Annotated in this window: 9 protein-coding genes; 6 read left to right on the forward strand and 3 right to left on the reverse strand. The window is 71.7% G+C overall.

From position 1 onward, the window contains the following. Window positions 1-75 precede the first annotated feature (75 nt). Genes ACWDLG_RS41085 through ACWDLG_RS41100 form a run of 4 tightly spaced genes read left to right on the forward strand, consistent with a single transcriptional unit; the run spans window position 76 to window position 4062 of the window. Window positions 76-1617: a phenylacetate--CoA ligase family protein gene (locus tag ACWDLG_RS41085; protein WP_449930444.1), complete on the forward strand. Its 1542-nt coding sequence runs from the start codon at window positions 76-78 to the stop codon at window positions 1615-1617. Then, entirely contained in the window at window positions 1614-2060 is a 447-nt protein-coding gene (locus tag ACWDLG_RS41090; protein ID WP_449930446.1) for a DUF4188 domain-containing protein, read from the forward strand. The genes ACWDLG_RS41085 and ACWDLG_RS41090 overlap by 4 nt, the downstream gene beginning before the upstream one ends. Further along, on the forward strand, window positions 2057-3130 hold the full coding sequence (locus ACWDLG_RS41095; protein ID WP_449930448.1) for a hypothetical protein: 1074 nt from the start codon (window positions 2057-2059) through the stop codon (window positions 3128-3130). The genes ACWDLG_RS41090 and ACWDLG_RS41095 overlap by 4 nt, the downstream gene beginning before the upstream one ends. Beyond that, window positions 3127-4062, forward strand: a complete 936-nt coding sequence (locus tag ACWDLG_RS41100; RefSeq protein WP_449930450.1) for a hypothetical protein — start codon at window positions 3127-3129, stop codon at window positions 4060-4062. Before ACWDLG_RS41095 ends, ACWDLG_RS41100 begins: the two co-directional genes overlap by 4 nt. Window positions 4063-4078: 16 nt before the next feature. Here the strand turns inward: ACWDLG_RS41100 and ACWDLG_RS41105 are convergent, their stop codons facing one another. Both ACWDLG_RS41105 and ACWDLG_RS41110 read right to left on the reverse strand, forming a co-directional pair. Further along, the gene (locus ACWDLG_RS41105) at window positions 4079-4594 is read right to left on the reverse strand and encodes a MarR family winged helix-turn-helix transcriptional regulator (RefSeq protein ID WP_449930452.1); all 516 of its coding nucleotides are present in this window, start codon (window positions 4592-4594) and stop codon (window positions 4079-4081) included. 34 nt (window positions 4595-4628) lie between these two features. Beyond that, window positions 4629-5831 (reverse strand): PP2C family protein-serine/threonine phosphatase, encoded by a 1203-nt coding sequence (locus ACWDLG_RS41110; RefSeq protein WP_449930454.1) that lies wholly within the window; start codon window positions 5829-5831, stop codon window positions 4629-4631. A gap of 144 nt (window positions 5832-5975) precedes the next feature. Between ACWDLG_RS41110 and ACWDLG_RS41115 the strand changes: the two genes are divergently transcribed. Next, a complete protein-coding gene (locus tag ACWDLG_RS41115; RefSeq protein WP_449930456.1) occupies window positions 5976-9971 on the forward strand; it encodes a HAMP domain-containing protein in 3996 nt (1331 codons plus the stop codon). A gap of 39 nt (window positions 9972-10010) precedes the next feature. Next, window positions 10011-12470, forward strand: coding sequence for a SpoIIE family protein phosphatase (locus ACWDLG_RS41120; RefSeq protein ID WP_449930458.1), 2460 nt, complete (start codon window positions 10011-10013; stop codon window positions 12468-12470). Between the two features lie 620 nt (window positions 12471-13090). On the opposite strand, the gene ACWDLG_RS41125 is transcribed toward ACWDLG_RS41120, so the two are convergent. Further along, complete coding sequence (locus tag ACWDLG_RS41125; RefSeq protein ID WP_449930460.1) at window positions 13091-13432, reverse strand: TraR/DksA family transcriptional regulator; 342 nt, start codon at window positions 13430-13432, stop codon at window positions 13091-13093. Window positions 13433-13644: the final 212 nt, after the last annotated feature.

Genomic DNA, 13644 nt, shown 5'->3' on the forward strand with positions numbered 1-13644 from the left:
AGCCGTCCGGCCGCCCGCGCCACATTTCCGGGCCCTTGACCGGATATCGATAGGTATTCGCTAAGTTACGCCGGTATGACGCGCAAGAGCCCGCGCCTCGGGCCGCTCACCGCCCGACAGCGCTGGCGCCGGGCCAGGCTGCAGGCGTACTCGTGGCTGCTCACCGGCGCCTACCGGCTGGGCAGCCTGCATCCCGCCGTCTGGCGGTTCGTGGCCCGTTCCTACCATCCCGCCCTCGACCGGCTCGCCCGCGTCCATGCCCGGGTGGCCTGCCAGTTCGCCGCCGTGGACGTGCCCGCCTACCGCGACTTCGTGCGCGGCCACGGCGCCGAGGAAGCCAGGCGGCTGGCTGACTTCCCCGAGACGACCAAGCAGAACTACGCCGCCGTCTACGACGAGCAGAGCCGGTGCCAGGAGGGCAGGCTGCACCGGCCAGGCGTGATCGTGGACGAGTCGTCGGGTTCGAGCGGCAAGCCGTACAACTGGGTGCGCGGGCCGCGGGAGCTGCGGGGCATCTACCGCAACGCCGCCGGATACATCGAGCTGGTCTTCCCCGGCGAGAAGCTGTTCGTGATCAACGCCTACTCGATGGGCGCCTGGGCGACCGGCACGACCACCGGCGCCGCCATGGCCCGCATCGCGATGGTCAAGAACACCGGCCCCGACCTGGAGAAGATCGCCGACACGCTGGAGCACTTCGGCCCCGGCTACGACTACGTGGTGGCCGCCTACCCGCCCTTCCTCAAGCACCTGCGCGACCGGCTCGACGCCGCGGGCTTCCCCTGGAAGGACTACCGCATCCGGGGGATGGTCGGTGGCGAGGGCATGACGGAGGCGCTGCGCGACTACCTGGAGGAGCGCTTCGAGGAGGTCCGTTCCGGGTACGGCGCCAGCGACCTTACGATCGGCATGGGCGCCGAGAGCGGTTTCACCGTACGGCTGCGCAAGCGCCTGGCCACCGACCAGCGGCTGCGTGACGCCCTGCTCGGCCCGGGCGAGCAGCGGCTACCGATGATCTTCCACTACAACCCGCTGGAGACCTTCCTGGAGGTCAACGGCTCCGGCGAGCTGCTGTGCACGATCAACACCAAGAGCTGCCTGCAGCCGAAGCTGCGCTACAACGTCGGCGACGAGGCCAGGCTGCACACGCTGGCCGAGGTCAGGCGGGCGCTGGGCGCCGACTACCCGGCCACCTGGACCGACGAGCGGATGAACCTGCCGCTGCTGTTCCTGTTCGGCCGCAAGGACTCGACGATCTCCTACATGGGCGCCAACCTCTACCCGCAGGACGTGGAGTACGGCCTCTACCAGGGCAACCCGTACGCCGCGAGCATCTCCAGGTTCTGCCTGTCGCTGGAGGAGCTGCCCGGCCTGGAGTACCGCCCGGTGATCAACGTCGAGCTGCGCGAAGGCGCCGAGCCCGACCGCGACGCTCTGGCCGGCATCTGCCGTGAGGGCGTCGTGGCCCACCTGCGGCGGGTCTCGCGCGACTTCGCCGAGTCGCTCAAGGAGGACCCGACCGCCGCCGACCTGCGCGTGCGGATCTTCGACAGCGGCGAGGGCCCGTTCGCGGGTCTGACCAAGATGAAGAACGTCTACCTGGTGGAGGACGTGTGAGGACCACCGACTTCAGCAAGGCGCCGCCGCAGGGGCAGGCCACCGCGATGTTCGTCGGCGCCACCCGCTACCGCGGGCCGCTGTCGATCATCACGCTGACCTTCACCTGGTTCCGCATGGTGCGCGACATGAAGCGGATGCGCGGCTACCGCTGGCACAAGGTCTACTGGGAGTTCCCCTTCACGCTGGGCACGCTGGCCTTCTTCGAGGACCGCGACGCGCTGCTGCGCTTCGCCCGCAGCCGCCACCACCGCAGGCTGATGCAGTGGGTGACCGACGGCACCAGGAACGCCACCGGGGGATACATCCGCCTCTACAACGCCGAGCCCGAGGGCTACTCCAACGGCGTCTGGCGGGCGGAGGGCGGTCCGATGGCGCACATCGAGACGTTCACGCCGCTGTCCGCCGAGGAGGGCGAGGGGCCGCGGGTGAGCCGCGGGTGAGCCTGCGTCCCGTCGAGTCCGGGCGCGACCTGCGCGCCTTCCTCGGGCTCACCGACCGGATCTACGGCGGCGACCCGCGTTTCGTGCCGCCGCTGCACGCGACCGTCCGCGCCTGGCATCGCCGGGGCGTACGGCTGTGCCTGCTCGAACGCGGGGGAGAGGTGGTCGGGCGGACCACCCTGCACACCGACGCCGCCCTGGACGCCAAGCTCGGCACGGCCGCGCAGCTGTTCGGGCTGACCGAGTTCACGCAGGAGGCGGGGGAGGAACTGCTGGACGGCATCTGCGCGGCCGGGCGCGCGGCGGGCAGGCAGTCGGTCTTCGGCCCGGTGTCGCTGCTGCCGAACCAGTCGGGCGGGGTCATCACCTCGGGGTTCGGCGAGCGCGGCTTCATCGACAGCGCCTGGAACCACCCGTACTACCCCGGCACCTACGAGCGGACGGGGTTCACCCGCAGGTTCGAGTCCGACACCTGGATCTGCCCGGTGCCCGACGAGCCGGTGTTCGCCTTCGACGACTCCCGCATCGCGGCGGAGGGGCTGCGGATCCACCGCGGCGACAGGAGGCGGGTCGGCCGGCAGCTGCCGATCCTGCGCGAGATGCTCAACGCCAGCTTCGCCCAGCTCGGCTACTACACCGAGATCTCGGCCGAGCAGCTGGCCGAGCAGACCGACGGCCTGGCCTTCCTGCTGGACGAGTCGCTGCTGCTGTACCTGACGAAGGCGGGCCGTCCGGTGGCTTTCGTGCTCTGCGTGCCCGACATCTCACGTTTCGTCGCGGAGGTCGGTGGGAACCTGCACCTTCTCAACCAGCTCAGGCTGCTGGCTGTCCGCAAGCGGCACCGCCGCGAGGCCGTGCTCATCATCAAGGGCACCGTCCCAGGGGAGCAGGGCCACGGTTACATGCGTCTGCTGTCCCGCGAGCTGCACGAGGGACTGCGCCGCGGCGGCTACCTGGCGCTGCGCAGCACCTACGTCGAACGCGTCAACCCGGCCTCCGCCGCGCAGTACGTCGCCATGGGCGGCCGCCCCCTGCACGGCTACACCTTCTACGAGAAGAACCTCACTTGATCGACGAGTTGCGCGCCCTCGAGCCGGACTTCTGGCGCGCGCCCAGCGCGCACAACACCCAGCCGTGGACCCTCACCTACCACGGGGCCGAGGCCATGGTCGGGTGGGACCCGGAGCGCTGCCTGCCGATCGGCGACCCCACCGGCCGCGACCTGCGCCTCAGCCTGGGCGCGTTCGTCGAGTGCTGCCTGATCGTCTGCGCCTCGGCGGGTCTGCGCGTCGGCTTCCGGCCCGACCCCGGCCCGGGCAGGGTGGGCTTCCTGTACGGCACGGCGCAGCCGTACCAGACCCCCTTCACCACGGCGGACGTACGGCGGCGCGGCACCAACCGCGGCGCCTACCACCCGGGAGGCCTGCCCGCCGACGTCCTGGAGCGGCTGCGCGGCCAGGGACGGCTCGAGGTGCGCCGCCTGGCCTGCCGTGACGTGGCGGACCTGCTGCACGCGGCCGACGTGCGCCAGTGGTCCGACGCGGCGGTCACCGGCGAGCTGCGCGCGTGGCTGCGGCTGACCCCGGCTCATCCCCGTTACCGGCTCGACGGCCTCACGCACCAGGCGCTGGGGCTGAGCGCCGCCGAGACGGCAGGTCTGCGCGCCGCCCTGGCCGCCTATCCGGCGCTGCGCCGGGTCGGCCTGCCCAGGCTGCTGGCGGGCGCCGCCCGCGGGCTGCTCGACCACGACGGCGACGTGCTGGTGCTGGTCGGGGCCGTGGACGACCAGGTCGAGGCGGGCCGCGCGCTGATGCGGCAGTGGCTGGTGCTGTCCGCGCTCGGCTACGCCACGCACCCGCTCAGCCAGATCATCGACTGCGCCGCCACCCGCGATCGCCTGGCCGAGCGGCTGGGCGTCGCCGATCCGCGGACTCTCCTGCACGTGGCCAGGGTGGGGCGGCCGCTGGCCCCCGCCGTCCGCTCGGCCCGGCTGCTCCAGTGAGCTGACGCCGTCCCGGTCAGGCCAGGAACCGTCCCGCGATGAGGGTCCAGTTCTCGTCGGAACGGTCGACCCGCTGGTCGGTGACCCGGTCGGCGGCCGCGGTGAAGGCCCGCAGCCCGCGCAGGAGAGCTTTGCGGGCCGCGGGCGGCATCTGGTCCATCACCTGGGCCAGGTCGTCGCGGCGCCGCTTGCGCAGCTCCTCCAGCAGGGCCTTGCCCGAGGCGGTCAGGCGGATGGTCAGCTCGCGCCGGTCGTCGTGGGAGGCCGCGCGGCGTACCCACCCCGTCGCCTCCAGGCGGTCGCACAGCCTGCTGGTGGAGGACGGCAGCGCGCCCAGCGCCTCGCCCAGCCTGGCGAGGTTGATCTCGCCGTGGCGCTCGATGGTCAGCAGCGCCTGGAGCTGGGTGGAGGAGACCTGGGTGGCCGCGGAGTGGCGGGAGTACGCCCAGACCGCGATCAGCGCCGCGGCGGCGCTTTCGACGGCGGCCCCGGTGGCGGGGTCGAGGTGACCGAGCTCGTGATGGTCGTTCATGCGGCAATCCAGGTTCGAGCCGAGGGCGCGTCCGTCACATGACGTCGCCCCTGGCGGGGGGAAGGTCATCAGCCTGCTGCTCGGCCGTCCAGTCAAGGCAGACCACGACGGCGTCGTCGAAGACGTCCACGCCTTCTCTGAAGGTCAGCATGCCACGAATCATGGTACGGACCGCCTCGTCGGCCGGTTGGAGGCGTGTGGATCTGACGGCCGACTCCAGCAGCGCCTCGCCGAAGGAGCCGTCCTGCCGCGACCGCGCGTCGTACACCCCGTCGGTCATGACGACGAGCCGGTCGCCGGGTTGGAGCGTGACACTCTGTTCGGTGTAGGCGGTGTTGCCGAACATGCCGAGGGGAAGCTGCTGCTCCAGCTTGATCGTCTCGACGTCGGTGCCGCGCAGGCGCATCATGCGCGGGGAGCCGGCGTCGACGGCGGACAGCTGCCCGGTGACGGCGTCGAAGTGGAGCAGGAGGGTCGAGACGTGCTCGCGCCCGCCGTACTGCGCGTAGACCGCCTCGTCGGCGAGGCCGGCCTGCTCTTCCAGGTTCGCCCCCGAACGGCGGGCGTTGCGCAGCGCGGTGACGGCCAGCGTGGTGAGCAGCGCCGCGCGCATGCCCTCGCCCATGCCGTTGGTGATCGAGACGGTCAGCGAGCCGGGGCCGCAGCTCCAGTCGAAGTTGTCGCCGTAGACGGCGTAGGCCGGTTCGAGCTGGCCCGCGAGCCGGTAGCCGGTACCGCGGTGGCCGTAGCCGGGCAGCAGGCCCCACTGCATCTCGGCGGCCAGCGTCATCCGGGCCAGGCGGCGGGCCCGCTGGTAGCGGTCGGTGAGCCGGTCCGCGCCGAGCAGGCCGTGCGCGAGCGCGGCGGCCACCTCGCCGAAGTCGGGCATCTCGTCGGGCTCGGGCGGGGCGGGCAGGCGGACGCCGAGCACGCCGAACCGTTCGCCGCAGGCCGTGACGGGCAGGTAGAGGGTGCTGTGGGCGTCCTCCCAGAGCGGCTGCTGGGAGGCGAAGGCGCGCCCGGCGGCGCTGGAGTCGATGCGGATCTCGGGGGTCGCCGGGTCGGGGTCGGCGAGCACCGGTCGCAGTGCCACGAGCGCGTAGTCGGCCAGCAGGAGCTCCACGCTCCGCGCGGATCCGTGCCCGATGAGCGCATCGCGGACCGCTTCGGCCAGAGCGTACGGCGCAGCGGCGCGCATCGCTTGGTAGACGGCGTTCAGGCCGTTTCGGAGTGCCACGTGCCATTCCTAGCGGATGGAGAGGTTCTTTGCACCATAGCAAATAGTTGGTCACCGCTACGGATTGTCGATACATGATCCTCTGCGCTAGCCTCCTGTAAATATTTGTCTCATGGCAACGATATTGAGGGGGCGGGCGACAGCGTGAGCGGCAGCCGGTCGGGTGCGCGGCAGGTCGGCCAGACGGGAGAGCTCGAGCTGCGGCAGCTGCTGGCCGGGCTCACCGCCGTCAGGGACGGCGACTTCGGCACGCGACTGCCCGGCGACGCCGACGGCCTGCTGGGCGAGATCGCCCACGTCTTCAACGGCATGGTCGACCAGCTGTCGCTGTTCACCTCGGAGGTCACCAGGGTGGCCAGGGAGGTCGGCACCGAGGGACGGCTGGGCGGTCAGGCCGACGTGCCGGGTGTGTCAGGCACGTGGAAAGATCTTACCGACTCCGTGAACGCCATGGCCGGCAACCTGACCGCCCAGGTGCGCAACATCTCCCAGGTGGCGACCGCGGTGGCGCGCGGCGACCTCAGCCAGAAGATCACCGTCTCGGCGCGCGGCGAGATCCTGGAGCTGAAGAACACGCTCAACACGATGGTCGACCAGCTGTCGTCGTTCGCCGACGAGGTGACCAGGGTGGCCCGCGAGGTGGGCACCGAGGGACGGCTGGGCGGCCAGGCCGACGTCAAGGGCGTCTCCGGCACCTGGAAGGCCCTGACGGAGTCGGTCAACGTCATGGCCGACAACCTCACCGCCCAGGTGCGCAGCATCGCCGAGGTCACCACCGCCGTCGCGAAGGGCGACCTGACGCAGAAGATCAGGGTGGACGCCCGCGGCGAGATCCTCGAGCTCAAGGAGACCATCAACACGATGGTCGACCAGCTGTCCGCCTTCGCCGACGAGGTGACACGCGTCGCCCGCGAGGTCGGCACCGAGGGCCAGCTCGGCGGCCAGGCCACCGTGCGGGGCGTGTCGGGCACCTGGAAGGACCTCACCGACAACGTCAACTTCATGGCCTCCAACCTGACCGACCAGGTGCGCGGCATCGCCCAGGTGGCGACCGCGGTGGCCAAGGGCGACCTGTCGCAGAAGATCATCGTCGAGGCCAAGGGGGAGGTGGCCGCGCTCGCGCAGACGATCAACACGATGGTCGGCACGCTGTCCGCCTTCGCCGACGAGGTGACACGCGTGGCCCGCGAGGTCGGCACCGAAGGCCAGCTCGGCGGCCAGGCCCGCGTGCCCAACGTCGCGGGCACCTGGAAGGACCTCACCGACAACGTCAACTCCATGGCCGACAACCTCACCAACCAGGTGCGCAGCATCGCCCAGGTCACCACCGCCGTGGCCAGGGGCGACCTCACCAGGAAGATCGACGTGGACGCCCGCGGCGAGATCCTGGAGCTCAAGACCACGATCAACACCATGGTCGACCAGCTGTCGTCCTTCGCGGCCGAGGTCACCAGAGTGGCCCGCGAGGTCGGCAGCGAGGGACGGCTGGGCGGCCAGGCCGAGGTCGAGGGCGTGTCAGGCACGTGGAAGCGGCTGACGGAGAACGTCAACGAGCTGGCCGGCAACCTGACCCGCCAGGTGCGCGCCATCGCCGAGGTGACCAGCGCCGTCACCTCGGGCGACCTGACCCGCTCCATCACGGTCGACGCCTCCGGCGAGGTGGCCGAGCTCAAGGACAACATCAACTCGATGGTGAAGTCGCTGCGCGAGACCACCAGGGCCAACCAGGACCAGGACTGGCTCAAGTCCAACCTGGCCCGGATGTCGGGCCTCATGCAGGGGCACCGGGACCTGTCCACGGTGGCCGAGCTGGTGATGAACGAGCTCGCGCCGCTGGTCTCGGCCCAGGTCGGCGCCTTCTACCTGGCCGAGGAGGCGCCCACCGGCACCGAGCTGCAGCTCATCAGCGCCTACGGCCACCCGGCGGGCGACTCCGTCACGAGGTTCAGGATGGGCGAGTCGCTGGTCGGCCAGGCGGCCCGCACCCGCAGGACGATCGCGATGGAGGAGATCCCGCCCGGCTACGTCAGGATCTCCTCCGGGCTCGGCCAGACCGTGCCCACGTCCCTGATCGTCCTGCCCATCGTGGTCGAGGAGCAGGTGCTCGGCGTCATCGAGCTGGCCTCGCTGTACGCGTTCACCCCCGTGCACCGGGCCTTCCTCGACCAGCTCATGGAGACGATAGGGGCCAACGTCAACACCATCGTCGCCAACGCCCGCACCGACGAGCTGCTGGCGGAGTCGCAGCGGCTGACCGCCGAGCTTCAGTCCCGCTCGGAGGAGCTGCAGAACCAGCAGGAGGAGCTGCGGCGCTCCAACGCCGAGCTGGAGGAGAAGGCGGCGCTGCTGGCCGCGCAGAACCAGGACATCGAGACCAAGAACCTGGAGATCGAGCAGGCCAGGCAGGAGCTGGAGGACCGCGCCCAGCAGCTGTCGCTGGCCTCCACGTACAAGAGCGAGTTCCTGGCCAACATGAGCCACGAGCTGCGGACGCCGCTGAACTCCCTGCTCATCCTCGCGCAGCTGCTGGCCCAGAACCCCACCCGCAACCTGACCCCCAAGCAGGTCGAGTACGCCAGCGTCATCCACTCGGCCGGATCGGACCTGCTGCAGCTCATCAACGACATCCTCGACCTGTCCAAGGTGGAGGCCGGCAAGATGGACATCAGCCCCGAACGGGTGTCGCTGCGCCAGTTGCTCGACTACGTCGAGGCCACCTTCCGGCCGATGACCACGGACAAGAGCCTCGAGTTCCGCATCACGACCGCGCCCGGGGTGCCCGAGGGCCTGCTCACCGACGACTCCAGGCTCCGCCAGGTGCTGCGCAACCTGCTGTCCAACGCGGTCAAGTTCACCGAGACCGGCAGCGTCGAGCTGCGCATCGAACCGGTTCCCCTGGCACAGCTCCCCGCCTCGGTCAGACCGTACGGCCCCGCCGTCGCCTTCCGCGTCATCGACACCGGCATCGGCATCGCCGAGCAGCAGCTGGAAGCCATCTTCGGTGCTTTCCAGCAGGCCGACGGCACCACCAGCCGCAAGTACGGCGGCACCGGGCTCGGCCTGTCCATCAGCAGGGAGATCGCCTACCTGCTCGGCGGCGCGATCACCGCGCAGAGCACGCAGGGCGAGGGCAGCACGTTCACACTGTTCCTGCCGGTCGCCAGACCCGACTTCACCGAGCGGCCCGCCGACCCCGCGGCGCCGCACGCCGGCCGCGGCGACGCCGAGCGCCGCGCCGACCGACAGCAGGACCAGCCCCCGCCCCAGCCGCCGCACCCGCAGCGCAGGCTGCTGGTGGTGGAGGAACGGCCGCGCGGCCTGCTGTCGCTGGTGGCCGAGAGCGTCCTGGCGGACCTGGCCGGCCGCGACGTCGGCACCGCCCCCATGGAGGGCCCCATCGAGATGGTGACCGCCGCGGGCGCGCAGGAGGCCGCGGCCACGCTGGCCGCCGAGCCCTGCCACTGCATCGTCCTCGACCTCGACATGCCGGGCAGGGCGGGCTTCGGGCTGCTGGACGCCATCGACGGCGACACCGCGCTGCGCGGGGTGCCCATCCTGGCCTACAACAACTGGCGCATGGACCTGGCGCAGGAACGGCAACTGCGGTCCCGCGCCGACTGCCAGCCGCTGGAGCTGCTGTCGAGCCTGGACGAGCTGCGCGAGCGCATCGCCCTGCACCTGACCGCCGACCAGCCGGGCGACGTGCTGCCGCTGGTGCGTTCGGAGAAGGAGGGCCGGCCCGCCGGCCGGGAGCAGGGCGGCACGCTGGCCGGCCGTACCGTGCTGGTGGTCGACGACGACGCGCGCAACCTGTTCGCGCTGACCAGCATCCTGGAGATCCACGGCATGCGGGTGCTGCACGCCGAGAACGGGCGCGCGGGCATCGACACGCTGATCGCCCACCCCGAGATCGACCTCGTGCTGATGGACGTGATGATGCCGGAGATGGACGGCTACACAGCCACCTCGGCGATCAGGGCCATGCCGCAGTACGCGGAACTGCCGATCATCGCGGTCACCGCCAAGGCGATGCCGGGCGACCAGGAGAAGAGCCTGGCGGCGGGGGCGAGCGGCCACGTCACCAAACCCGTCGACTCCGACAGCCTGCTCGCCCGCATCCAGCAGTGGATCGCACGCTAGCCCGTGGAGGCCGTCCCCGTGGAAGGAGCAGAGCAGAGCGTGCCGACCCCTACCAGGCCCGATGAGCCGACCCCGCGCCACGCCGGCACCGTCGGCAGGCTGGCCGCCACGATCGAGCGGCTGCGCGACGAGATCGCGCGCGCCCAGCACGCGGCCGAGGGCCGGGCGCTGATCGAGCTGGCCAAGGGCATCCTGGTCGAGCGGCTGCACTGCGGCCCCACCGAGGCGGCCCTGCAGCTCGCGACGCTCGCCGAGCAGGCCGGACTGTCCCAGCTGGAGCTGGCCGCCGACCTCATCAACCAGGCCGCGCAGGACCGGCTGACGCAGGTCGCGCGCGAGCTGCTCGTCGAGCGGCCGCGGCTCGACGGCGGCGACGGCGGCGAAGATGATGACGGCGGTGGCGGTGGCGGTGGCGGCGGCGGTGTCGGCAGCGGCGGCGGTGACGGTGACGGCGGCGGTGACGGTGACGGCGGCGGTGACGGCGGCGGCTCGGTCGCGGTGCAGCTGCGCGAGGCCGAAAGCGGCATGCTGGGCGCCGCCGACAGCCAGATGGTGGCCGAGTCCCTGCTGGAACACGCGCTGACGCCGCTGGGCGCCACCGCGGTCGTGCTGTGGTCGGCCGGCGCCGACGCCTCGCTGACCCTGGTGGGCTTCGCCGGGCACAGCGTGGAGGAGGCCAGGAGGTGGCGCTACGTGCCACCCGGCGTGGCCACGCCCGCCCGGCGCGCGCTCATGGAACGGCGCACGGTGTGGTTCGCCGACCTCGGCGAGTCGGGCCTGCCGTCCATCGGCCACCGCCAGGCCGTGCCGGCCGGCCGCGTCGTCGTGCCCGCCGGCACCGGCGGCCGCATCCTCGGCGTCCTGGAGATCAGCTGGCCGCAGCCGCTGCAACGGCAGCCGGCACCGATCCACCGCCAGGTGGAGGCCCTGGCCGAGCTGTGCGCGCGCACCCTGGAAGACCGCGCGGCCACGCCCGCGCCGGCGCCCGACCTGGCCGAACTGGTCGAACTGGCCGACGCGCTCGCCGACCCGGCCCTCGTGCTGCGCCCCGAACTGGACGCCGGCGGGCTGCTGACCGACTTCCGCATCCACCACGCCAACCCGCGCTTCGCCGACCCCGCGGGCCGGCCCCGCACCGTGGTCGCCGGGGCCCTGCTGCTGGAGGCCTACCCGACGGCGGCCGAGGAACACGGCCTGTTCGAGAAGATCGAGCACGTGCACGCCACCGGCGAGGCCTTCCGCACCGAGCGGATGACGCTCACCGCGCTGATCGAGCACGTGCCGCTGACCAGCGTGGCCGGCGTGAGCATCACCCGGCACGGCGACTGCGTGCTGCTGATCTGGCGGATGCGGGACGAGTCGCTGCGCCTGGCCAGCCTGCTGCAGCACGCCCAGCGGCTCGGCCGGATCGGCGGGTTCGAGGAGGACGCCCAGACCGGCGAGATCACCTGGAACAGCCAGCTCCACGAGCTGCACGGACTGGAGCCGGGCGAGCGGCCGATCCCGCTGGAGCACCTGCGCGAGCACGCCCACCCGGACGACGCCGATGCCATCGGCCGCTTCCTGCGCACCGTGCTCCACCACCGGCGGCCCGCCTCCACCACCTTCAGGCTCCAGCGTCCCGACGGCAGCACCCGGCACATCCGCGTCGTCGCCGAACCCGTCTTCGACGCCGACGACCGGCTGCTGGCCGTACGGGGGGCCTACCAGGACATCTCCGCCCAGCACTGGACCGAGGTCGCGCTGGCCGCCACCCGCGACCAGCTGGCCCACTCCGAGCAGCAGGCGGCCGAACGCAACCGGCTCACGCTGCAGCTCCAGCACGCCATCATGCCGCCGGCCCAGGGGCCGGTGGAGGCGTTCGGCCTGAACATCGCCGTCCGCTACCGGCCCGCCGAGGAAGGCCACCTGGTCGGCGGCGACTGGTACGACGCGGTCGTGCTGCCGTCGAAGAAGGTCCTGCTGTCGGTGGGCGACGTCGCCGGGCACGGCATCGAGGCGGCCACCGGCATGGTCGTCCTGCGCAACGCGCTGCGCGGCCTGGCCACCACCGGAGCTGGCCCGGCGCAGCTCATGGGCTGGCTCAACCTGGTCACCCACCACCTGACCGAACGCGTCACCGCGACGGCCATCTGCGGCCTGTACGACCCGGAGACCCGCGTGCTCCGCTGGGCCAGGGCCGGCCACCTGCCGCCGGTGCTGGTACGCGACGGCGGGGCGGCCGAGCTGCCGTTGATCAACGGGCTGATGCTCGGCGTGATCTCGGAGGCCGACTACGACGAGGGAGTCGTCCAGCTGGAGCGCGACGACACCCTGTTCATGTACACCGACGGCCTGATCGAACGGCGCGACGTCACCCTGGAACGCTCGCAGGAACACCTGCTCGCCACGTTGGAGCAGCTGAGCACCACCCTGGAGCACAGCCTCGACCGGCTCCTCACGCACAGCAACTCCGACACCGACGACGACACCTGCCTGATCGGCATCGAAGTGCTCTGACCGCCCGTGGGGGTGCTCTGACCGCCCGTCGACGTGGTCTGATCGGCCGTCGACGTGGTCTGTCTGACCGGCGTCCAGGTGCTCTGACTGGCTAGCGACGTGGTCTGGCCGGCCGTCGAGGTGCTCTGGGCGGCCACAGTGACGGCCACGGCGGTCCGGGCGACGGCCGCGGTGACGGCCACGGTGACGGCCACGGCGGTTCGGACGACGTGCGAGTGGCGACCGCGGTGACGGCCGCGGTGTCGGCCCCGGTGACGGCCGCCACGTTGACGGGCGGCCGTCACCGAGCCCGCCCGGTCACCGAATCCGCTGGGCCACCGGGCCTGCTCGGTCACCGGACCTGTTTGGTCCCCAGGCCGGTTTCGGACCAGCGGGGTCACCGGACCCGCTTCAGTCCTCACCGGACCCCTTGGTCGTCGTCGGTCCTCACCAGGCACCTTGGCCCGCATCGGTCCTCACCGGACCCGTTTGGCCGTCATCGGGTCCGGTTTGTCGGGCCCGTGTGGTCACGTGGCCCGTGTGGTCACATGGCCCGTGTGGTCATGTCACCTGGCCCGCTTGGTCACCTGGGTCACCAGGCCCTTGGTCGCCGGAGCCCCGTGGTTGCCGGGCATGGCCGGTCAGCGGGTCTCGTGCCGCCGGCGGCAGGCCACGCAGTGCCGCGTCAGCGGCCGGATCTTCAGCCGCTCGAACGGGATGGCCGTGCCGCAGTCGGCGCACTGCCCGTAGGACCGGCCGGACACCCGCTCCAGGCACAGCTGGATCTCGGCGATGCTCCGCTCGGTCGCGGCCAGATCGGCGAGCACGCCCTGCAGGGAGCCGTCGCCCTTGTCGATGTTCTCGGCCAGGACCCTGAGCTCGTCCAGCCGCGACGTGCGCCACATCAGCTGCTCCCGCAGGTCCTCGGTGATGGCCTGGACCTGGACGTCGCTGAGCAGGACGGATTCGTTGTCGTGAGTCATGAGTGCTTCCTTGTACGGGTCGAGGGGACGGCGCTGACGCCGTCGGTCAGATCGCGGATGCCGCAGGCGCTGCTCTCGGGGCGCGCGGCATCGCCCATGCGGTCAGGTCGCCGACGCCACGGGCCCAGGCCGCGGGTGCGCGGCGGCGGCCCATGAGGCGCGGCGCCGAACCGCGGCCAAACGGCGCCGAACCACCGGCAAACGGACACGCC

Source organism: Nonomuraea sp. NPDC003727, assembly GCF_053586935.1.

What these genes read in the sequence shown, in the direction of transcription:
- ACWDLG_RS41085 (WP_449930444.1), top strand. Translation starts at nt 76, where the DNA reads ATGACGCGCAAGAGCCCGCGCCTCGGGCCGCTCACCGCCCGACAGCGC.
- ACWDLG_RS41105 (WP_449930452.1), bottom strand. Translation starts at nt 4,594, where the DNA reads ATGAACGACCATCACGAGCTCGGTCACCTCGACCCCGCCACCGGGGCC.
- ACWDLG_RS41125 (WP_449930460.1), bottom strand. Translation starts at nt 13,432, where the DNA reads ATGACTCACGACAACGAATCCGTCCTGCTCAGCGACGTCCAGGTCCAG.